This window comes from Salegentibacter holothuriorum (assembly GCF_900168045.1).
In the GTDB taxonomy this organism is placed as follows: Bacteria; Bacteroidota; Bacteroidia; order Flavobacteriales; family Flavobacteriaceae; genus Salegentibacter; species Salegentibacter holothuriorum.
The window spans coordinates 204,114-226,850 of record NZ_FUYY01000005.1; the positions used below are offsets into that span (position 1 = coordinate 204,114).

Below are 22,737 nucleotides of genomic sequence, written 5' to 3' on the forward strand. Positions count from 1 at the left end.
AATATCGTTAATCAAAAAGCATGTTAATGCTGAAATAAGCTCAGTTTTTAGTGACCAAACTTAGCACTCCCTGAAATGGACTTACTCAAGCAAATATATTTAACTATTTTTTAAAGCTTAATTTAAAAGGCTTAGACTCAATTTTCATAATTTAAAGGAAGATTTTAAAACCTTATCAATTATGAAAAAACTACTCTTTTTAACTGGAGATTTTGCTGAAGATTATGAAACTATGGTGCCTTTTCAAATGTTGGTTATGCTAGGATATACGGTTCATACCGTTTGCCCCGGAAAGAAAAAAGGGGAAAAGATAAAAACCGCTATTCATGACTTTGAAGGAGACCAGACTTACACTGAAAAGCCAGGCCATTTATTTGAACTCAATTACTCTTTTGAAGATATAAATATAGAAGACTATGCAGGTTTTATAATGGCCGGCGGCCGCGCACCAGAGTACCTTAGATTAAATAAAAAAGTGATAGAATATACTAAGCATTTCTTTGAAAAAGACAAACCGGTAGCTGCAATTTGTCACGCGATTCAAATTCTTACGGTGGCAGATGTTTTAAAAGGAAGAACGCTTACAGCTTATCCAACAATAGGACCTGAAATTGAATTGGTAGGAGGGAAGTACCAAGAAGTTGATCCTACCGAAGTTGTAGTAGATGGTAATTTAGTGACATCACCGGCCTGGCCTGGGCATTCGGCTTTTATTAGGGAATTTGTAAAACTTCTGGGAGCCAAAATTGAGATTTAAAAGATTTGAAGTTGAGATGGCTGTTATTTTAAAAGAACTTTTAAAGCTCCTCCCCTTATTTTCAAGGGGAGGTGGCCGCAGGCCGGAGGGGTTTCAACCACCCCTTTGTTCAGCAAAGCTGAATTCATTCCCCTCCTTTGAAAGTAGGGGAGCTTTTTTTATTCTAAATCAGAGCCAGAAACTAAAGCTTTTTAAACATTGATTCCTGATTTCAATGATTGTTTAGAAGAACTTTTTCAGCTCCTCCAGGTATTTTGAAGGGAAACAGGCTGCAGTTTCAAAAGAACTTTTAAAGCTCCTCTCCTTATTTTCAAGGGGAGGTGGCCGCAGGGTGGAGGGGTTGTTGTTGAAATTTTTTCTATTGTTCAAGAATGAGATCTATCACTGATTTTTGTTTCAATGAATTGCTGAATTTCTTCTATAGGCGTTTGGTTATCAAACCAGTTGATTTCCTGATCTTTTCTAAACCAGGTAAGTTGCCTTTTTGCAAATCTCCTGGTATTTTTTTTGATTTCTGAAATTGCAGTTTCCAGGGAATCTTTTCCTTCTAAGAAAGAAAAAAGCTCTTTATAACCAACGGTATTTAAGGCATTTAGTTGGCGTTTTGGGAAGAGGCTTCTAGCTTCTTGCAGCAATCCTTCCTCCATCATAAGATCTACCCTGTGGTTTATGCGGTCATAGATTATTTTACGGTCGGCATCAAGTCCTATACTTATTGTAGTAAAATCACGTTTTTTCTTTGGTTGGTTTAGATAGGAGGAATATGGTTTTCCGCTACTTATACAAACTTCCAGTGCCCTGATTACCCGATGCGGATTTTCTATATCAACAATTTTAAAATAATGTGGATCCAGCTTTTGCAATTGATGCTGCAATGGTGCTAAACCTTCTTTTTCTAATTTCAGATTAAGCTCCTGCCTAATTTCTAATGAAACTTCAGGAAAATAATCTAAACCCTGCAAAACACTTTTAGTGTACAGTCCGCTGCCACCAACCATGATTGCAAAATTTTTATGCTGAAATAATTCATTTAACTTCTGAATGGCTTCAGTTTCAAAATCACCTACATTATAATTATCTTCAATAGAGATATGCTGAATAAAATGGTGTTTAGCCGCTCTTAATTCTTCTTTTGAAGGAACAGCAGTACCTATGCTCATTTCTTTATAAAACTGCCTGGAATCTGCTGAAATTATTTCAGTATTAAACTTATTTGCGAGTTTTATGGCCAAGGAAGTCTTGCCAATTGCCGTTGGCCCTACAATATTAAGAAGATAATTAGTGTTCATGAAGTGATTTTCCGCAGTTATGGCAAAATTCAGCATCATCTAAATGCTTTGTTTCATTACAATGCGGACAGACTTGCGTGTTGTTAGGAATTTTATCTTTTTGGGAGCGAGTAATTTCGGAAGTAACTATTCCTGTAGGAACCGCAATAATACCATAACCTACAATCATTATAAATGATGCGATTAGCCGGCCCAATGGGGTTACCGGATGTATATCACCAAAGCCTACCGTAGTAAGGGTTACAATTGCCCAATAAATACTAAGTGGTATATTATCAAAACCTCCTTTTTCGCCCTCTATTAAGTGCATTACTGTACCCATAATAATACAGATTATAAGTACGGCAAATAAGAATACAGTAATTTTAGGTCTACTATTTCGTAAAGCCAATAAAAGTCGGTTAGACTCGCCTATATATCTGGAGACTTTTAAAATCCTGAAAACTCTTAGTAATCTTAAAGCTCTTACAGCAAAGAGCAGATTATGCCCACCGAAAATAAAAGCCAGATAGGTTGGTAGTGTAGAAAGTAGATCTACAATTCCATAGAAACTTAAAATATAGTGTTTGGGTTTTTTAATAGATATTATTCGAAGGATGTATTCTACACTAAAAATTAAAGTAATTATCCATTCAGCGATATAGAAATGCCAGTAATACTTTGTGTTAAGGGAACCTACGCTTTCTAACATTACCAATGCGATACTTATGGCAATTACAATAAGTAAGGCCACGTCAAAAAACTTTCCTGCCGGTGTGTCGGCTTCATAAATTACTTCATGAAGTTTTGCTTTCCAGCCTGATTTTGGTTCTATTTTCGGCAAAAATTAGTGATTTACGAATTATTCAAATTTAAATAAATTACTCAAGCCAGTCAGTAATTTAGAACTTATTTAGCTAGTGGATTTAATGGAACAATCTTTAACCTGGAATTGCGACGCAAATAGCTCTGAATAATATGCTGGGAATCCCTGTCGTTTTTCATTGGCGTTATTATAGATCTAATAATATCTATATTGTTAATTTGATGATTTAGATTAAAATAGCCAATACCTTTAAATTCGCCGTTTTCAACAAGCAAAGCACTTTTTTCATCTATTTCACGGCCGCGGTCTATAACCAGCATATTTTGGTTCTTATAAGAATGCTGATTAATTAGTTCTCTAACCCTTTCGTTATAAGTTTCTGCCGGTTCTTCCTGGATACAGGCACCGTGGCACTTTTTAATACTATAATTAAAACAATTTCCAGATCCTTTTTCCAGGGAACAAAGTCGTTGGCAGAGTTCATATTTTTCTATCCACATTTCCAATACATTCCTGGCTCTTTTTAAGGAAGAAAATGTAGTGATACTATTCTTTTTCCCTGCCCTGGCTATATATAGGTTTATATAGCCTTGCTCGTCTGTAGAATGGTAAAGCGCATGACTAAAAATATTCTTTTTTAAAGCTTTGTTATATTTTGGTTTGTTCTGCTTTATTTCCTGATTTTCTTTTAATAATGCCGCGAGTTCATTACCAGTAGCCTCATAACTTACAGAAGAAACTTCTTTTTGCATTTGGCGGGCTTTGTGTTGCTCACTGGTAAAATGCTGGGTTACTCGTTTTTTTATATTTTTACTTTTCCCGATGTAAATAATATCGCCCTCTGCATTATGTAAATAATATACACCGGTAATACCCGGGAGATCTTCTAAAATGTAAACCAGGCGGGTATCAACCTGGCGCTTGGGTTCCAGTTTTACGGCATCTTTTAAAATATTCTTTTCCACATCTTTGGCAAGTAACATTTTAAAAAGCTTTACCGTTGCCTGAGCATCTCCGCTAGCCCTATGCCGGTCACTTAAAGGAATTCCCAAAGCTCTAACCAGTTTCCCTAAGCTATAGGACTCCTGGCCTGGAATAAGTTTTTTGGAAAGCTCTACCGTACACAGCGATCTTCTTTCAAAATCGAAGCCCAATCTTTTAAATTCGGTGCGAAGAATACGATAATCGAATTTTGAGTTATGAGCTACCAAAACACAATCTTCGGTGATTTCTACAATACGTTTGGCAACCTCATAAAATTTAGGCGCATTACGAAGCATGTCGTTATTTATGCCGGTAAGGTTAACCACAAATGGCTGAATGGCTTTTTCCGGATTTACAAGGCTTATAAATTGATCTACTACTTTAAGACCATCAAATTTATAGATAGCAATTTCGGTTATTCCCTCTTCATTATACTTACCACCGGTGGTTTCTATGTCTACTACTGCGTACAAAAATTAGCTTATGTTTTTTTAATTAATTATCTGGCACCAAATATATCACTGCCTATGCGTACCATATTACTACCGGAATCTACAGCAATTTTATAATCGCCGCTCATTCCCATAGAAAGTACTTTCATATCTACATATTGTTCACTAAAATCTTTAAAAACCGATTTTAGGTGCTCAAATTCTTTTTTTACCTGTGTCTCGTCATCGGTAAAAGTAGCCATTCCCATGAGGCCTTTTACTTTTACGTGATCTAATTTTTTAAACTCCTCTGAATCTAAAATCTCTTTAGCCTTTTCTGTTGAAATTCCAAATTTACTGTCTTCTTCAGCAATTTTAATTTGCAACAGGCAATCTATATCACGGTCATTTTTGTCGGCTTCTTTATTAATTTCTTTCAATAATTTTAAACTATCTACGGCGTGAATAAGGGAAACGTATGGCGCCATATATTTTACCTTGTTTCGCTGAACATGACCCACCATATGCCATTTAATATCCTTGGGAAGTTTTTCCCATTTTTCAGTCATTTCCTGGATTTTGTTCTCCCCAAAATGTCTTTGACCGGCTTCGTAAGCTTCTAAAAGATCGTCTACAGGCTTGGTTTTTGAAATAGCCACCAGGGTTACATCATCAGGTAGTTCATCCTGAAAATTTTTAATATTCTCTGAAATATTCATGCAATTTAATTTTTAGTTGATTTCAAACTCATAGATGGTTAATCCGCTTAATAGTTTGGGTTCAATATAAGTGCTTTTTGGAGGCATTGTTAATCCTTCATCTGCAGTTTCCTTAATTTCCTCTATGCTTAATGGAAGCATTCCAAAACCTACTGCAAACTCTCCTTTATCTATACGGGTTTTAATTTCTATGAGATCGTTCTTAACGTGAATATAAGAAATACGCTTGTCATTTCTAAGGTCTTCAATGCCCAAAATTGGCTGAAGCACTTTCTTATACAGGATATAAGGATCTAATTTACTTAAAGAGTCACTAAATTCGTAGTTTGTTTTACGTAAATAAAGGGAATAAAATTCCCCATCCAAATACATGTTGAAATGATGTTTTTGTTGCGGCTCATACACTTCCATGCCATGATTTTCAATTCGGAAGTATTCATCCAGTAAAATAAGGAATTCTTCTTTGGTATGCCCATTCAAATCGGTTATCAATCTACTAAATTCGTGGATCTTTAAATTGCTTTCTGAAATAAGGTAACTCATAAAATAATTATAAGCTTCTTTCCCGGTGTGATTTTTATTGGCTGCTTTAGATTCCTGGCCCAACAAATAAGAGGAAGCACTTCTATGGTGGCCATCGGCAATATAGAGATGCGGCATCTGGTCAAACTCTTCTTTAATTTGTTCCAGTAAATCCTCCTCATCAATTTTCCATAAATAATGAATTTCCCGGTTTACAGTAGCAAATTCGTATTCGGCTCGGGTTTGCATAACCTGGTCTATCACTTCATTTATCTTAGAATTATCGGGGTAGGTAAGCAATACCGGTTCGGTATTAAAGCCCACCACTTTTAGATAATCCTTGAACATGGTTTCGCGGTGGGCAATGGTATCTTCGTGCTTTTTTATGAGATTATTTTCATAATCTTCGGCACTGGCCGCGGCTATAATTCCGCAGCAACTACTTTCCCTGCTTACAATCTTATAAAGGTAGTAAGCCGGTTTTTCATCTTTTATAAAAGAGTTTTCTTCTTTAAATTCCAGGTAGCGATTTTTCACCATTTGAAATCGTTGTCCGCCGGTAATCTCGTGCTGAAATTTATAACCCGGATTCAGAATATGTAAAAATGAATACGGATTATACTGCAAGATTGCTCTTATTTCAGCTTCATTATAATCTTCAAAAGATTTTGTAGCTACAAGACCAGCTTTGGCCCGTTGCGGTCTAACCGCCCTAAATGGAAGTATCTTGGTCAAATGTAATTATTGAAATTTCACTTAATTATTGAGCTTTAAAATAAAGTCTAAATTCGTCAAGCTGAACTTGTTTCAGCTTCTAACCTGTTTTTAATTAAAGACAACTTAGATTCTGAAACAAGTTCAGAGTAACGAGTAAAAACTAATAGAAAAACTCATTAATTTGTTACTTAATTTTACTCTTATTTTTCAAAATATTTTCTCAATTAACTGAATTGTGAAGAAACCTTTTCGGCTTTTTTACTTTCAGAATAATCATAAAAACCTTCACCAGATTTTATTCCCAGTTTGCCGGCCATCACCATATTGGTCAATAGGGGGCAGGGTGCATATTTTGGGTTTTTAAAACCGTCGTACATTACTTCAAGAATAGAATGACAAACATCTAAACCAATAAAATCTGCTAATTGCAGTGGACCCATTGGGTGCGCCATTCCAAGTTTCATTACGGTGTCAATTTCTTTAACACCAGCCACATTATTATAAAAAGTTTCAATTGCCTCGTTTATCATAGGCATTAAAATACGGTTAGCAACAAAGCCCGGGTAATCGTTAGCTTCAACAGGAACTTTTTTCAGGTTTTCTGAAAGTTCCATAACGCTTTTAGTAACCTTATCGCTGGTATTATAACCGCGAATAATCTCTACCAATTTCATGATTGGCACCGGGTTCATAAAATGCATTCCAATTACACGTTCTGGATTGGAGACTACAGAAGCTATTTTTGTAATAGAAATTGAGGAAGTATTACTTGCCAAAATGGTTTCTGCCGAACAGTTTTCGTCCAGTTGCTTAAATATTTTAAGCTTTAGATCTTCATTTTCGGTAGCTGCTTCCACTACAAGATCTATATCTTTTACACCTTTAGGAATATCAGTAAATGTAGTGATGTTGATAAGCGTTGCTTCTTTATCTGTTTCGCTTATTTTTTCCTTGGAAACCATACGGTCTAAATTCCCCGAAATAGTTTTCATTCCCTTATCTAAACTTTCTTCTGAAATATCAATAAGGTTTACTTTGTATCCAAACTGGGCGAAAGTGTGGGCGATTCCGTTGCCCATAGTTCCTGCTCCTATAACTGCTATATTTTTCATTGTGTGTGGTTTTTATGAATTTCAGCTTAAATACAGACTGAAATAGATTTTATATTATTTACTAAAACTTTCAATAACTCCGTTGGCAACACGCAAAGCTTCAGCCCCCTGTTCCAGTGTCACTATTGGAGTGGTATTATTATTTATGGCGTCGGCAAAAGTTTCTAATTCATCTAAAATAGCGTTGTTTGGAGAAACATCAGGATTATCAAAATAGATTTGTTTTTTCACCCCTTCAGCATTTTGCAAGATCATCGCGTAGTCATCGGGAGTTTCGGGAGCATCCTTCATTTTTACAACCTCACATATTTTCTCTAGAAAGTCTACCGAGATATAAGCGTCTCGCTGAAAAAACCTTGATTTACGCATGTTTTTCATTGAAATTCGGCTGGCGGTTAAGTTGGCCACACATCCATTTTCAAATTCTATTCTTGCATTAGCAATATCTGGAGTATCACTAATTACTGAAACTCCGCTGGCATTAATATTTTTCACTTTAGATTTCACTACGCTTAAAACAGCATCAATATCGTGGATCATTAAATCCAGAACTACGGGGACATCTGTACCACGCGGATTAAACTCTGCAAGACGATGCGCCTCAATAAACATAGGATTTTCAATTCTGGAAGCTACCGCTCTAAATGCAGGATTAAAACGTTCTACGTGACCAACCTGGCCTTTAACACCGTATTCTTTGGCTAATGCAATAAGTTCTTCGGCTTCAGCAAAAGTGTTGGTAATGGGTTTTTCTATAAAGAGATGCTTACCTGCGGTAATTGTTCTTTTAGCTACTTCAAAATGGGAAAGGGTAGGAGTGACTACATCTACCACATCTACTGCTGCGATGAGATCTTGTATAGTATCAAATTTTTTATAACCGAATTCAGCAGAAATCTTTTCAGCATTTTCAGAATTTGCATCGTAGAAACCTACAAGCTCATATTTTTCAGACTGATTGAGTAATTTTAAATGTATCTTTCCTAAGTGTCCTGCACCAAGTACGCCAACTTTCAACATATTTTTTAGCATTTTTCACAAAAATAGCATTTTGATAGCAAATAGTTTAGCAATACGGCGGGGAATCTCCCCCGATTTCAATTGGCAACTTTGACTTGTAATGAGTATTTTTGCAAGCTAAACGGGAAATTAAGTGATTCAGGACAATTTTAGACATAAAGGGAAAAGGCAGCAATTGGTAAAAACCGTCAAAAAGAAAGGAATTACCGACAAAGCAGTTTTAGATGCCATTGGGAAAATTCCCAGGCATCTATTTATGGATAGTAGTTTTGAGGATCATGCCTACCAGGATAAAGCTTTTCCTATCGCTGCAGATCAAACGATCTCCCAGCCTTACACCGTAGCTTTTCAGTCAGAAAAATTAGAAATTGAAAAGGGAGAAAAGGTTTTGGAAATAGGCACGGGAAGTGGATACCAAACTGCTGTTTTGTGTGAATTAGGTGCCAAAGTTTACAGCATAGAGCGCCAACGTGAGCTATATAGAAAAACAAAAATGTTTTTGAGTAAAATAGGTTATCGTCCTAAACATCTTAGTTTTGGAGATGGTTACAAAGGAATGCCAGATTATGCGCCATTTGATAAAATAATTGTAACTGCTGGTGCTCCTTTTGTGCCTAATGATCTTTTAGGACAATTAAAAATTGGAGGAAGGTTGGTAATTCCTGTAGGAGACGATGTGCAAACTATGACTCTTTTTATAAGAAAATCTCCTACAGAATTTGATAAAACCGAATTTGGACAATTCAGGTTCGTGCCTTTACTTGGGGATAAGAATTAAATAGTAGTATAGCTTGTTTAAAATGCTCTTTCCGTCAAGCTGAACTTGTTTCAGCTTCTAACTTGATTTAATTTTTAAGCTTATTAGATCCTGAAACAAGTTCAGGATGACGTAATAAAAAAGCAGGTTTAAAATATTTTAAACCTGCTTTTTTATGCTTAAGCTTTTGAAAGCTTATTTCTTCTTCTGTTGATTTTTTTGCTGTTCAGCCTGCTCCATCATTTCCTGCATTTTCCTGGTGAACTTATTCTGCTTTTTAGGCTTTTTCTTGTTCTCCTGGATTTTAGCATGAATTTTATCTTCATCAATAATCACATATTTAATTACCAGCATAATTCCAATGGTAATAAGGTTAGAGGTGAAGTAATACAGTGAAAGTCCACTGGCATAGTTGTTAAAGAAGAACAACATCATTAGAGGAGACAGGTACATAATAAATTTCATATTAGGCATTCCCGGTTGCTGGGCCTGCTGCATACTTTGTCCCGTAGTCATCATCATATAGATAAATATGGCAATAGATGCTAAAATTGGGAATAAACTCACGTGATCTCCGTAGAACGGAATGTTGAATGGTAATTGAGCTATAGTATCATAACTTGATAAATCGTCTGCCCATAAAAATCCTTTCTGTCTTAATTGGAAAGCACTTGGGAAAAACTGGAACAGCGCATAGAAAACCGGAATTTGCATCAAAGCCGGTAAACAACCACTCATTGGGCTGGCTCCTGCTTTACTATACAGTTTCATAGTTTCCTGTTGCTTTTTCATAGCATTATCCTTATACTTCTCGTTCAGCTCGTTAATTTCAGGTCTTAAAACCTTCATTTTAGCCTGTGAGAGATAAGATTTGTAAGTAACCGGAGAAAGTACAATTCTCACTACAATGGTCATTACAATAATTGCAATACCGTAGCTTGGTAGCACTCCGCTTAAAAATGCGAAAAATGGTATAAATACATATTTGTTAATCCATCCAAAAATTCCCCAACCTAAGGGTACAACTTCATCCAGGTTACGGTCATAATCGTTTAAGATCTTATAATCTGTTGGCCCATAATACCAGTTCATATTATAATTAAGCTCGCCGCCTTTTAATTCTAAAGGTAGTTGTGCTGCAAAATCTTTAGTATAAACCGTGTCTACTTCTTCATCATCTACAAGGTTTTGTGAAATGAATTTTCCGCGGGTAAATGGATTATCTGTTAATAAAATTGAAGTAAAGAAATGCTGTTTAAAAGCTACGTAAGTGATATTTTCGTCTTCCTGTTCTTCAAAATCACCTGCCCCAAGATAATCGTCGTTGCCATCATCATACTCATAAATAAGATCGGTATAACGATTTTCGTAAGAAATACTTTTCGCGTGGCGGTAACCTTTTAATTGCCAATTCATGTTAATATCACGAGAGCTGTTTAGAACACCGTTTAAGCCTTGAGAGCTTATACTGAAATCTAACATATATTCACCGGGTTTCAGCACATAACGATATTCCAGGAATTCGTTTTCTGAAACTTTAAGCTTCATAGAGATAATTTGGTTCTCTCCACTTTGTGTTACTTCGGGTTCAAAATAAAGGTTCTCGGTGTCTAGCGTTCTACCGTCTGTAGTGGTAAAATTAATGTTGAAGGAAGCATTTCCATCTTTAATTAAGTAAACCGGAATAGAATCGAAGGTTTTGTAATTGGTTAACCTTGCTTCTGAAATATACCCACCTTTATTGTCTATTTTAAGTTCTAAAACATCGTTAGAAATTGTAGTGGTGTTTTCTGTAGCTGATGGAAGACTTGCCGAGTAACCAAAAGCGCCTAAACGCTCACGGGCCTGTGCAAGTGCAGTAGAGTCTGCGCCCTGGCTTTGTACTTCCTCTTCTTGTAATGGTGTTTGGTTGGAATCTGTATTTTTGGGGATTTCAACCTGCTCGGTTTCTTGTTGTGGATCTATTACCTCTTCTGAAGCACTATTGGTGTAGAGCATCCAAATTAATATTCCACCAATAAGTATAAATCCAATTAAGGACTGAACATCAAATTTCTTTTCTTCCATGCTTTTCTAAACTATAACTTGCTTTTGGTCAATAAGTCGGCCATTATTTATTTTATGCCAGACTGGCATTTTCTTTATTTTTTGAAAAATCGTATGCTGCCTTAATAAAGGCGATAAATACCGGATGCGGAGTAGCAACTGTACTCTTATATTCGGGGTGGTATTGCACACCTACAAACCATGGATGGTCTTTTAACTCTATAACTTCTACCAGGCCTGTTTCAGGATTAATTCCTGTGCTTAGCATCCCTAATTTCTCAAGCTCGTCTTTATATTTGTTGTTATATTCATAACGGTGACGGTGCCTTTCTTTAATTTCGGTTTTGCCGTAAGCATCTTGAATTTTAGAGCCTTCAGTAAGTTTGCAATCCCAGGCTCCAAGTCGCATTGTTCCGCCTTTGTGAGTTACCTCTTTTTGCTCTTCCATAAGATCTATAACCGGATGTTTGGTTTTAGGATCCATTTCGGTAGAATTGGCAGTTTTTAACTTTAATACGTTTCTGGCAAACTCAATCACTGCCATTTGCATTCCTAAACAAATGCCTAAAAATGGCAAATTATGTTCTCTTGCATATTTTACAGCATCAATTTTTCCTTCTACACCGCGTTCTCCAAAACCGGGCGCAACCAAAACTCCGTCTAAATTCGCGAATTTATGGTCTATAGTATTTTCATTTATAAATTCTGAATGAATACTTTCTACATTCACCTTCACTTCATTTTCGGCACCTGCATGTATAAAAGCTTCAAGAATAGATTTATAAGAATCCTGTAATTCTACATATTTTCCAATTAAACCAATAGTGATTTCGGCTTTAGGGTTTTTATGTCTATTTAAAAATTGGTTCCATCTATCTAAATTAGGTGTAACTTCGTCTGGTAAATGCAATTTCTTTAGAGTTACTGTGTCCAGGCCTTCTTTTAGCATAAGGTTTGGAACGTCATAAATAGTGGCGGCATCAATACTTTGAATAACTGCTTCCTGTCTTACATTACAGAAAATAGCCAGTTTGCGGCGAATATCATCAGAAAGTTCGTGTTCGGTTCTACAAACTAGGATATCAGCTTTAAGTCCGCTTTCCATCAAAGTTTTTACACTATGTTGGGTAGGTTTTGTTTTGAGCTCTCCAGCAGCAGCAAGATAAGGAACAAGTGTAAGGTGAATAATTAAAGCATTTTCATCTCCTAATTCCCATTTTAATTGGCGTACCGCTTCAATATATGGTAAAGATTCAATATCTCCTACGGTACCCCCAATTTCAGTAATTACAATATCGTAATCCCCATTTTGTCCAAGGATCTGGATTCTGTCTTTAATTTCATTGGTAATATGCGGAACCACCTGAACGGTTTTTCCTAAAAATTCTCCGCGTCGTTCTTTTTCTATAACGCTTTGGTAGATACGTCCCGTTGTTACATTATTTGCCTGAGAAGTATTAACATTTAAAAATCGTTCGTAATGACCAAGGTCTAGATCTGTCTCAGCACCATCTTCGGTTACATAGCATTCGCCATGTTCATAAGGATTAAGTGTACCGGGATCTACGTTAATATAAGGGTCGAGTTTCTGAATCGTGGTTCTAAATCCGCGTGCTTGTAATAATTTTGCCAGTGAAGCTGCTATAATCCCTTTTCCAAGAGAAGAAGAAACGCCGCCGGTGACAAAAATATACTTGGTTTCGGCCATCTTTGAAGTGTTTGTTGCGTTGTTTTATTCAGGGCGCTAAATTACAAAGAAGAATAGAAAAGCCGTTAATTTTAAACCTAATATTTTATAAGTAAAAAGTAGCTTATTAAGTGCGAAAAGCTCAATATTTTGGAAATTTTCTTCTAATATCCCTAAGCAATTGTTCCATTCCATTAAGTTTAAGTTCAAAGACTTCACTCATTTGCATCCCAAGCTTTCCTTCGGGAAAGCCTTTTTGGCGATACCATACCAAATAATATTCGGGAATGTCACTTAAATAATAGCCTCTATATTTCCCAAAATGCATTTTAGCGTGTGCAAGTTCTAAGAGTGCTTTGTGGTTTGGTTTTAGGCTCATTTATAAAGTCTTCAATAAAGGTTGAAGTTGATTGAACTTATTTTTGTTTAAGGGTTTTTCTACATATTTTATTACCGAGTCATATTCTTTAGCCCGGTTTTTATCTATTGCGCTGGTACTTGAAGTAAGAATGATTATTTTATGGCTTTGCTCTTTGGATTTTAAGTGATCCAGAAACTCCCAACCATTCATTTCAGGCATATTTAAGTCTAGAAAAATAAGAGCATTTTGCTTTCCTTTTAAATAGGCTAATGCTTTTTCGGGATTGGTGAAATCTAAAACATCTTCATTAAACCCTTCAATCTCTAAGAGTTTGCGCGTTATAAAATTTGCTATGGGCTGGTCGTCTACCAGGATAATAGTGCTCATAACTCTTTAGCTTTTAGTTGATTTATTTCGGCTGTTGCCATATTAATTACTTCTTGCAAAACCTGATCCATTTCTTCTGAAGATTGTTTAAGCTTTGGTAAAAGTTCTTCCCTGCAGGTCTTATCATCAAAAACATCATAAAGCTGAACTATACCCTGAATTCTGGATAATGGTTCCCTAACATTATGTGCGTTTAGAGCAGAAATACGAAGTAGTTTCTCATTTTTTTCAACCACTTCCTTCGTACGATCGGCAATAGTTTGCTTTTGATTTTCTACAATTTGATTGATCTTTTTATTCTGATTTTTAATAACATCTAAGGCCTGAAGAAGCGATTTGTTTTTATGGTCTAATTCTTCTTTAAGATAGATTTCCTGAAATTTGGCCTGGAAACTATCACTTATTAATTTTAGCATTTCAATATCACCAACATCAAAGGCTTTGTTTTTATCGGCAACCAGAGAAACGGTGAAATCTAGATCCATTTTTTTAAAGGTCCAAGACCAAAGAAATGGCGCCTCTAAATTGGTTTCAGAAATTTTTTCGCTTAATTCAGTGGGGACATTTCCTGTTCTAATAGGAATATTGTCTTCCATTATTTTTATTTCATACGGAAAAAGATTTTCGCGCTGAATAAGTTCAAAGCGTCCTGTGGAATTACATTGGCAGTAAACCAGGTAAGAACCGACCTGGTTGACACTAATCCTGAAAAGATGAAAATTCAGCAAATATTTTAAGAAACGCACGGAAACCCGCGAAACATCATCCAAACTTTTACAACGGTTTAAATTGTTGCTGAATTTTGAAAAAGTTTCGTAGGTAATTCTATAAACCCGAGAGTTCCTATCCTGTAGGGATTCCATAAGAACTGAACTTATTCTGGAGTTTCCAGTAATTCGTTGTCTATCTTGATTCCAGAAACATCAGCAATGGTATTTAGCATATTCACTAGATCTGCCTGTGCCATTAGTTCCTGAATTTCATTTTGAGTGAAACCTACTTTTTCCAGTTCCAGAAAATCTTCGTCTGATACTTCACTGTGATTAAGCGCAGCATTAGTAACAATTTTTACAGCTGTTCTAAAACTGGCAGGCATAGTAGGAGAATCAATATGCTCTGTAGCCCTAAAACCTTCCTCTTCAGAAATCATTGCACTCATACTATCGGCAAATATTCCGTGTGCGTGTGAGCAGTAATTGCAACCGCGCTGTTTGGATACATTGTAAATAATAAGTTGTTTGAGTACATTAGGTACGTCACCTTCCATTAATGTACTTTTCAATTTACCCCAATTTCCCTTTAGTAATGTAGCGTTATTGCCCTGGCATTTAAACCAGTTAAGAACAAAAGGAAGTTGTAGGGTCTTCTTGGTATCATCATAAATAGCCTGAACATCTGGCGTGGCTTCTTCATAGGAAACCATAGGATATCTTGAGGTTAAATTCATTCTAGTAATTTTTTTTAATATAGTTGGGGTTAAAAATCTACACAAATGAAGTTAAAAATTTAATAGATTAAATGAAAAATACTGAATTATTTTTTTCTATAACAAGCGTCTAATAACAAAATTTCTGATCGAGTAATTTTGAAAAGTATATTTTTGCAACAGATATAAGTTCATGAAATATCAATACCAAATTAGACTAAGTCCGCAAGAAGCTGCAAATGAGCAACACATAAAAAGAGCTGTTTCTGGCCACGCCAGTATTCCTAAGGAAGAAATAACTGCAATAAATATTCTAAAAAGATCTATAGATGCCAGACAGCGGGCGGTAAAGATCAATTTAAAGTTAGATGTTTATGTAAATGAAAAGTTTACTGAAGAAAAAATTACTCCACCCGAATATAATAATGTAAGTGATAAAGAGGAAATTATAATAGTAGGAGCAGGCCCGGCAGGATTGTTTGCCGCCTTACGCTGTATCGAATTAGGATTTAAGCCTATAATTATTGAACGCGGAAAGGATGTAAGAACACGCCGTCGCGATCTCAAGGCTCTTAATATAGAGCATATTGTAAATGAAGACTCTAATTATTGCTTTGGGGAAGGCGGTGCGGGCACCTATAGTGACGGTAAATTATACACCCGTTCTAAAAAACGGGGCGATGTAGACCGTATTCTAAAACTATTGGTAGGTTTTGGTGCTACTCCAGAGATTATGGTAGATGCGCACCCGCATATTGGAACTAACAAGCTTCCGGCAATTATTGCTGATATTCGTGAGCGTATTATTGCTTGTGGAGGTGAAGTTCTTTTTGAAACCCGGCTAACCGATATTCTTATTGAAAATAATCAAGTAGCAGGAATTAAAACTTTAAGTGGCGAAAGTATTAAAGCCAAAAAGATTATCCTGGCTACAGGACATTCGGCGCGGGATATTTTTGAACTATTACACAAAAAAAATATAAAGATAGAGGCCAAAGCTTTTGCACTTGGGGTAAGGGTTGAACATCCGCAGGAGCTCATAGATCAAATTCAATATAAGTGCGATTCCAGGGGAGAATTTCTTCCGCCTTCACCCTATAGTATTGTAAAACAGATAAAGGGTAGGGGAATGTATTCATTTTGCATGTGCCCCGGTGGCATTATTGCTCCCTGTGCAACTTCCCCGGGAGAGGTGGTTACCAATGGCTGGTCTCCCAGCAAGCGCGATCAACCTACGGCAAACTCAGGAATTGTAATAGAATTAAGACTGTCAGATTTTGTTAATGTTAAAGAGAATCCGTTGGCGGCAATGGAGTTTCAGAAAAAAATAGAGCAAAAAGCCTGGTTGGAAGGCGGAAGCACACAAAAAGTCCCGGCGCAGCGCTTAGTAGATTTTACGCAAGGGAAAATATCGGAAAATCTTCCCATAACTTCCTACAAGCCCGGGGTAACTTCTGCCGATTTAGGAAATGTATTCCCAGAATTCATTCATAAAACTTTACAGGAAGGCTTTAAGGAATTCAATAAAAGTATGCGTGGTTTTTTAACCAACGATGCCGTGGTTCACGCGCCGGAATCCAGAACTTCTTCTCCCGTAAGAATTCCAAGGGATCCATATAGTTTTGAACACGTACAAATAAAAGGACTTTATCCTTGCGGGGAAGGTGCCGGTTATGCTGGCGGAATAATTTCTGCGGCAATAGATGGAGAAAGATGTGCCGAAAAATGCGTAGAGAGTTCACAGAATTCTTAGTGTTTTGAAAGGTTAAATTCTTGATAATTGTCAAGACATTAATAATGTTGATTTTGGTTTTTTTTATCTTCATTTTTTGAAAATAACCATCAATAAAAACCAGAATTATGCCCATAGTAGGTTCCTTAATAAAAAGTCTTATAGACCTTCGTGATACTATAGTTTCAGAGCCTGAAGGAGAAGAAGCGCAGAAGGAAGTGCTCATTAAATTACTAAAGAAAGCCAAAGACACACAGTTTGGAAAGCATTACGATTTTGAAGCTATATTAAAAGCCGAGGATATTAAAAAAACCTTTGCTGAAAAGGTTCCTTATTTTGATTATAATAAACTAAATGACGAATGGTGGCATAAACTTCATGATGGCGAGAAAGATATTACCTGGCCGGGAAGACCGCCTTATTTTGCGGTGAGCTCTGGAACCACGGGGAAATCAAGTAAACGTATTCCCGTGACCGATGAAATGCTGGAATCTATTAGAAAAGCTGGGATAAAGCAGGTTAGTGCCCTGAGCAATTTTGATCTTCCACCAGATTTTTTTGAAAAGGAAATTATGATGCTGGGAAGTTCTACCGACCTGGAAAAGGAAGGAGACCATAAGGAAGGTGAAATTAGCGGAATTAGCGCCAGTAATATTCCCTTCTGGTTTCGCGGCTACTACAAACCAGGTGAAGAAATTTCTAAAATTGAAGAATGGGACGAGCGGGTACAACGCATAGCTGAAAATGCTAAAAATTGGGATATTGGTGCCCTTAGCGGGATTCCCTCCTGGTTGGAATTAATGATGAAAAAGGTAATTGAATACAATAACCTTGAAAACATACATGACATTTGGCCAAACTTGCAGGTGTATGCTTCTGGTGGAGTTGCCTTTGAGCCTTATGAAAAAAGTTTTAACGCTTTGTTGGCGAGACCTATTACAGTTATTGATACTTACCTGGCTTCAGAAGGGTTTTTGGCAGTACAGGCAAGACCTGAAACTAATGCAATGAAGCTTATTTTGGATAATGGAATTTACTTTGAGTTTGTTCCGTTTAAGGCTGAATATATTAATCAAGATGGTTCTATAGTTGATGATGCGCCAGTTATTTCTTTAGATGAAGTTGAAGAAGAAAAAGATTATGTATTGCTAATTAGTACCGTTTCCGGTGCCTGGAGATATCTAATTGGAGATACTATTAAATTCACTGATGTAAAACGAAAGGAAATTCGCATAACCGGAAGAACAAAGTTCTTCTTAAACGTTGTAGGCTCTCAACTTTCGGTTAATAAAATGAATGATGCATTGCAGGAGCTTGAAGAGAAATTTGATATAAAAATTCCAGAATTTACATTAGCTGCAGTACGAATTGATGGTGAATTTCATCATCACTGGTATTTAGGAACTGAAGGTGAGACGCCAGAGGAAGAACTGAAAGAGGCCTTAGATGAATCTTTGAAAAATGCTAATAAAAATTATAAAGTAGCTCGTTCTAAAGCTTTAAAAGGAGTTAAAGTAACTAAAGTTAATCCAAATATGTTTCCAGAGTGGAGTGCTGCCAATAAGAAAAAAGGCGGACAGGTGAAAATGGAAAAAGTTATGGACGAAGAAAAATTTGCGAAGTGGGAAAAATTCGTAAAAGATAAAAATGCTTAATCGTCATCTTCATCTATTTCGTCAATTAAAGTCATAATTTCCTCTTGCGAGAGATATAATTTCTTGATTCGTGCTTTATAAGCATCTGCAAGATGTGTGTGATTTAAGATAAAGTCTTTAGTAGCGATAATATATTTACCAAGGCCGTGGTTTACCGCATAGGTGTCTGCGGCTCTTTCAGCTTCCTGTATAGATTTTTTTGAGGTTAGATATTTAATGCCGAACCAAACCATATTTAGCGCGCTGCGTTCGCGATAGTCCATGATATGTCCCAATTCGTGGCCAATCCAACCAATTAATACTTCTGAAGGAACATTTTTTACATCAAAAATTTCATCTTCAATTTTTATATGTTCACTGATCATAACAAAATAAGAACGCTTTTTCTTATTTTTTAATAAGCCTGAAAGTTTAGGCTGAGCTTGCATAAAAGATTTTTGGATCTTCTTTTTAAATTTGAACTCAATAGGCGTATTTTTTAATTCAGGATAATGGGAAAGCGCAATGTAGGTTTCCCGCCAAATTTCATCTGGCACTATTTTGTTTTCAAACTTTAAAGTGTCTTTTTGTTTCATGGTATTTTGTGCATAAAGGGCACTCCAATTCAATAGAACTATTAAAATTGAAGTTAGTGTTATAACGTAAGTTTTAGGCCAAGTTGTCAAATTTAATTTCTTTATTTTCTGTTTAAAAATATAGCATACTTAGCAGTTTGCACCAAAAATGAGGTTATAAAATAAACATAAAAAAAGGTCGCCTTTAGAAGGGACCTTTTTTAAAATTTCTAAAGATATTAGAGATTATCCTTGCATTAGCTTTTGTAAACGCTGTTGTAGTTCGGTATCGGTTTGAAGTGCCATGGCTATTTTTTCGTAACGGGCAACCTCGAGACCTTGATTTGAAATAGCATCTTCCATTTCTTTTTGGAATTTACCTTGCATACTTTCAATTTCTGCAACTACAGCTTTATGTTTCTTCTTTTCTTCTTCTGTGGCATCACTTTCGGTATTTGGGTCTAGAGCTGCCTGGTGAATTTCATTAAAACGTTGAATATCAAATCCGCTATCTTCAACTTTCTTCGCCATTTCCTGTTGCGCCTTCTGATTTACCATTCTAATTCTTTGATAAGCATCAGCAAATTTAGAAAGCTCTGCGTCGCTAACATCTATTTCTACAGTTTGTTGCTGTTGCGGTAATTGCTGGGTTTGAGCAAATACACTTGTGCTACCCATAAGGGCGAAAGCGATTAATAAACCTGCAATCTTCTTTGACTTAATCATAATCTTTGTTTAAAGTTTTTGAATAGCTTGCAATCTATAAATACGTTATTGCGATTCAAAAAATATAGATCAATAATTATTGTTTTTTAGAGAAGCTTAACTCAAATTGAATAGGATGTTAAATTTCACGACCTAATAGTATGATTTTCGATTTAAACTTTTGTAATTCCAATTATTTATAAATCAGTTTTAAGAAGAATAGATTTCTATACTTCAATATTCTTTGGGAACAACTGGGTTTTTAGTTTATTTAAATCCCCTGGCAGGAATAACTTCCAGGCTAATAGGTTCACCAATATTTTCTTCTATCTCTCTTTTAATTTCTCTAATTTCAGCTCCTCCCAAATTATTTGGGCTTACCAGGGTAAGGGAAACTCTAAGTGGAGTGCCAAACCTCACTTTTACGTTTCTAATAACCAATTCATTTATGGTAGCTCCTTCTAATTCGCGGGTTATACTTGCTTCTTTTTGAATACGGTTAAAGGAGAGTGATAGGGGGACCATTACCATTCCAATTAGAATCAAGGTATAGATTAAGCCTAGTTTAGCTCTTTTAAATGGAGCGAACCCCAACACAAGAAAGGTAATCCCGGCAAACATAATAATCCCGGCGAGGTTGGTTAGATATAATAGGAATGCTCCCGAAAATACCTGCCAGTCCCACCAGCCAATTCCTATGCCGGCTACTGCTAATGGAGGCACTAAAGCAACTGCAATAGCTACCCCTGCCAAACTTTTTGCAATACCTTCTTTGGCGTGGGCATAGGCGGCAGCGACTCCAGAGACTATGGCAATACCCATATCTAATAGGGTAGGAGAGAGCCTGGCATCTATTTCAGAAGTTATTAGTTTTATAGGGATAATAAGACTTACTCCCGCTGAAAACAATAAAGAAACTCCCGTTCCAATTAAAATTGTAATAACTCCCTGTTTGAGCATTCTCTTATCATAACGTACCATACCCATTGCGAAAGAGACGATTGGAGCAATAATTGGAGCCAGGATCATGGCACCAATTATTACAGGAGAAGAATCACCAAAAAGGCCAAATGTTGCAATTAGGGTAGATAAAATCATCATGACAACATAGACAGAAGTGGTTTTAGAGTTCTCCCGTAATACCTTAAATAATTCCTGAAATTCTTCAGTGGTAGCTCTGGGATATATGGGAAGGGTGCGTTTGGTTAATTCTTCACGTTTTTCTCCGGTTGGTAAAGTATTGGTTTTAATACTTTTTTTGAGATTAGCTTCTTCTTTTTCCGAGCCATATTTACTGGATTGGGCGAGGAGCAATGATTCTGGCTCTACCCTAATGGCTATTTGTTCTGCCTGGTCTTTTTCGCCATCTACCGTAAATTCAATAGAAGCATTGTTTTTTATTTTAAGTTTGGTAATTCTTATTCTTCCTATAAAAGATGGAGCTATATCTAATTGCTTTCCAAAAGGGATTAAACTGCGCAATAAAAACCAGACTAATTGTAATAGATTGGTAGGCGAAATAATAAGTGCACTAAACATTCCATCATTTAAAGTACTATCTGAAACCAATCTTCTGGCTACTACCGAACTTAGTGCATGTTCCACCACAATTATCCCCAAAGCCGATGTGTGAATTATCTTTTCGTCTTCAGAAGTTATTTCATAGGAATTATGGGAAAGGGAAGATAAGCGTCTAATGTTTTTATAGAAGGAAAAGAGTTCACGAAATACATTATTATTCTGATGTTCTTCAGTAAAAATAAAAACATTACCAATATTTACCGATTGGAATACGGGCGTGTTATTACAGAAGAGCATATCCAGTTTATGTACTTCTTTATTATTTAGGATTTCCTCTATAACTTTTTCTGGATCGTTTGAAATACCTAAACCTTTCGTGGTATACGTATTTTCGGGATGAGGTAAAATACCAATTTTGATTTTTTGCTGTGCTGCTTTGGGTAAAAATGCCCTTAAGAACTCATCACTTAAATAAGTTACTAAAATATCCTCATCGCTAATTTTAAAATCTACTTCTGGATAATTTAGAATTTCTTTTTCAGTATTTTCTAATAATGGAAAAATATCCTCTTCCATTTTCGCCCTATCCTTAGGGTGATGTACAATATACAGCATAGTTAGTTATTGCGATTGCAAAGCAAGGTACGGTTTTTTGAAATCGGTACTAAATGTTTAACCTGAGTTTTGGAGTTAACCTAAAGCAGTTTTAGTTTTCATTTATTAGAAATATAGTAGACGCCAGTTTTATTGTCGTTCCAATTCTCAAAGCGTACTTTTTTATTGGCACCGCCAAAGGATGTAATACCCCGACGCTTGCTTCGAAATTAAAAATTTGTTTCCAACGAATGCCTCGTGGGCTTGCCCCGAGGTAGTTTACTTTACCCGGCGTTAGATCTGTTGAATTTCTATTTTCAATAGGTAAAAATGCTTGCTTCAGTAACCGGCTTTATCTTCTTTTTTAATTAAATATACAGAAGAATAGTTTTTTTGTAAAAAATGGTCTTTATTACTATTTTGAAGAAAACTTTTTTGCATATCCGTTTAACGTCCAGTAGCTGTAATGCCTGCTATTATTAACCTGTTGAATATTTTGTCTCCAAAATACCTTCTGTTGAGTTTGTAAATGAACTCATTGAGATATAATTGCAGATATTTTCTCTTTATTTTATGGAATTTCTGCAAGTCTTTTTTTGCATTTCCAATAGCAATGTGAACCCATCTTAGGGTCTGCTTTGTTGTCTGCTGGCTTGATTTTTCGGTCATATGTATACTCACATAATCTTCTATATTAAGATAGGATGTGCTTTTATCTGAAAATATAATAGCTTTTTCGCCATCAATGGCCTTTTTTAGTGCTTGGTCAGCGTTGTCTGCCTTGTGATCGTCGAGCGCCCTTGCCTTAAAATAACGACATTGCCGGTTTATTTTCCTGGTTTCTATATCCTCAAGTATAGTACTCTCTGCCATCACCATCACATTGGATTTAGTCTTGCTGCCCCGACCGGCTTTCTGCTTATTGCGCTCTACTGCCGAAGCTTCGACAGAAAAAT

At 36.2% G+C, this 22,737-nt stretch carries 21 protein-coding genes; 4 read left to right on the forward strand and 17 right to left on the reverse strand.

Features of this window, described 5'->3' with window-relative positions; translation table 11 throughout:
- Positions 1-181: 181 nt before the first annotated feature.
- Positions 182-757 carry a DJ-1/PfpI family protein gene (locus tag B5X51_RS12575; protein WP_079721538.1) on the forward strand — a complete coding sequence of 192 codons (576 nt, stop codon included), beginning with the start codon at positions 182-184 and terminating at the stop codon, positions 755-757.
- Between the two features lie 365 nt (positions 758-1,122).
- Here B5X51_RS12575 and miaA read toward each other — a convergent pair whose 3' ends face one another.
- From miaA to B5X51_RS12615, 7 genes are all read right to left on the reverse strand, one after another.
- A complete protein-coding gene (miaA, locus tag B5X51_RS12585) occupies positions 1,123-2,046 on the reverse strand; it encodes a tRNA (adenosine(37)-N6)-dimethylallyltransferase MiaA (protein WP_079721540.1) in 924 nt (307 codons plus the stop codon).
- The gene (locus tag B5X51_RS12590; RefSeq protein ID WP_079721541.1) at positions 2,036-2,869 is read right to left on the reverse strand and encodes an ion transporter; all 834 of its coding nucleotides are present in this window, start codon (positions 2,867-2,869) and stop codon (positions 2,036-2,038) included. The genes miaA and B5X51_RS12590 overlap by 11 nt, the downstream gene beginning before the upstream one ends.
- 65 nt (positions 2,870-2,934) lie before the next feature.
- Positions 2,935-4,308: an exonuclease domain-containing protein gene (locus B5X51_RS12595; RefSeq protein WP_079721542.1), complete on the reverse strand. Its 1,374-nt coding sequence runs from the start codon at positions 4,306-4,308 to the stop codon at positions 2,935-2,937.
- A gap of 26 nt (positions 4,309-4,334) precedes the next feature.
- Positions 4,335-4,985 (reverse strand): YggS family pyridoxal phosphate-dependent enzyme, encoded by a 651-nt coding sequence (locus B5X51_RS12600; protein ID WP_079721543.1) that lies wholly within the window; start codon positions 4,983-4,985, stop codon positions 4,335-4,337.
- A gap of 12 nt (positions 4,986-4,997) precedes the next feature.
- Positions 4,998-6,242, reverse strand: coding sequence for a DUF1015 domain-containing protein (locus tag B5X51_RS12605; protein WP_079721544.1), 1,245 nt, complete (start codon positions 6,240-6,242; stop codon positions 4,998-5,000).
- Positions 6,243-6,448: 206 nt separating this feature from the next.
- The gene (locus tag B5X51_RS12610) at positions 6,449-7,336 is read right to left on the reverse strand and encodes a 3-hydroxyacyl-CoA dehydrogenase family protein (protein WP_079721545.1); all 888 of its coding nucleotides are present in this window, start codon (positions 7,334-7,336) and stop codon (positions 6,449-6,451) included.
- 54 nt (positions 7,337-7,390) lie between these two features.
- A complete protein-coding gene (locus B5X51_RS12615) occupies positions 7,391-8,356 on the reverse strand; it encodes a Gfo/Idh/MocA family protein (protein ID WP_079721546.1) in 966 nt (321 codons plus the stop codon).
- Between the two features lie 136 nt (positions 8,357-8,492).
- Between B5X51_RS12615 and B5X51_RS12620 the strand changes: the two genes are divergently transcribed.
- A complete protein-coding gene (locus tag B5X51_RS12620; protein ID WP_079721566.1) occupies positions 8,493-9,134 on the forward strand; it encodes a protein-L-isoaspartate(D-aspartate) O-methyltransferase in 642 nt (213 codons plus the stop codon).
- 174 nt (positions 9,135-9,308) lie between these two features.
- Here the strand turns inward: B5X51_RS12620 and yidC are convergent, their stop codons facing one another.
- The 6 genes from yidC to B5X51_RS12650 all read right to left on the reverse strand — a co-directional run bounded on the left by yidC (position 9,309) and on the right by B5X51_RS12650 (position 15,041).
- Positions 9,309-11,180 (reverse strand): membrane protein insertase YidC, encoded by a 1,872-nt coding sequence (gene yidC / locus B5X51_RS12625; RefSeq protein WP_079721547.1) that lies wholly within the window; start codon positions 11,178-11,180, stop codon positions 9,309-9,311.
- A 52-nt stretch (positions 11,181-11,232) separates the two neighbouring features.
- Positions 11,233-12,867, reverse strand: a complete 1,635-nt coding sequence (locus B5X51_RS12630; protein ID WP_079721548.1) for a CTP synthase — start codon at positions 12,865-12,867, stop codon at positions 11,233-11,235.
- A 121-nt stretch (positions 12,868-12,988) separates the two neighbouring features.
- Positions 12,989-13,225, reverse strand: a complete 237-nt coding sequence (locus B5X51_RS12635; protein WP_079721549.1) for a DUF3820 family protein — start codon at positions 13,223-13,225, stop codon at positions 12,989-12,991.
- Positions 13,226-13,594 carry a response regulator gene (locus B5X51_RS12640; protein WP_079721550.1) on the reverse strand — a complete coding sequence of 123 codons (369 nt, stop codon included), beginning with the start codon at positions 13,592-13,594 and terminating at the stop codon, positions 13,226-13,228.
- Entirely contained in the window at positions 13,591-14,457 is an 867-nt protein-coding gene (locus tag B5X51_RS12645; protein ID WP_079721551.1) for a hypothetical protein, read from the reverse strand. The genes B5X51_RS12640 and B5X51_RS12645 overlap by 4 nt, the downstream gene beginning before the upstream one ends.
- Before the next feature lie 11 nt (positions 14,458-14,468).
- Positions 14,469-15,041: a carboxymuconolactone decarboxylase family protein gene (locus B5X51_RS12650; protein WP_079721552.1), complete on the reverse strand. Its 573-nt coding sequence runs from the start codon at positions 15,039-15,041 to the stop codon at positions 14,469-14,471.
- A 172-nt stretch (positions 15,042-15,213) separates the two neighbouring features.
- Between B5X51_RS12650 and B5X51_RS12655 the strand changes: the two genes are divergently transcribed.
- Both B5X51_RS12655 and B5X51_RS12660 read left to right on the forward strand, forming a co-directional pair.
- Positions 15,214-16,773, forward strand: coding sequence for an NAD(P)/FAD-dependent oxidoreductase (locus B5X51_RS12655; RefSeq protein WP_079721553.1), 1,560 nt, complete (start codon positions 15,214-15,216; stop codon positions 16,771-16,773).
- Between the two features lie 107 nt (positions 16,774-16,880).
- The gene (locus tag B5X51_RS12660; protein WP_079721554.1) at positions 16,881-18,407 is read left to right on the forward strand and encodes a GH3 family acyl-acid amido synthetase; all 1,527 of its coding nucleotides are present in this window, start codon (positions 16,881-16,883) and stop codon (positions 18,405-18,407) included.
- Here the strand turns inward: B5X51_RS12660 and B5X51_RS12665 are convergent.
- The 4 genes from B5X51_RS12665 to B5X51_RS12680 form a co-directional block, all read right to left on the reverse strand.
- Positions 18,404-18,982: a hypothetical protein gene (locus tag B5X51_RS12665; protein ID WP_079721567.1), complete on the reverse strand. Its 579-nt coding sequence runs from the start codon at positions 18,980-18,982 to the stop codon at positions 18,404-18,406. The genes B5X51_RS12660 and B5X51_RS12665 overlap by 4 nt on opposite strands.
- 225 nt (positions 18,983-19,207) lie before the next feature.
- Positions 19,208-19,687 (reverse strand): DUF4168 domain-containing protein, encoded by a 480-nt coding sequence (locus B5X51_RS12670; RefSeq protein ID WP_079721555.1) that lies wholly within the window; start codon positions 19,685-19,687, stop codon positions 19,208-19,210.
- 246 nt (positions 19,688-19,933) lie between these two features.
- Positions 19,934-21,802 carry a TIGR00341 family protein gene (locus B5X51_RS12675; protein ID WP_079721556.1) on the reverse strand — a complete coding sequence of 623 codons (1,869 nt, stop codon included), beginning with the start codon at positions 21,800-21,802 and terminating at the stop codon, positions 19,934-19,936.
- Positions 21,803-22,228: 426 nt separating this feature from the next.
- Positions 22,229-22,737, reverse strand: a 509-nt coding sequence (locus tag B5X51_RS12680) for an IS1595 family transposase (RefSeq protein ID WP_139374892.1), incomplete at its 5' end; no start/stop codon positions are given.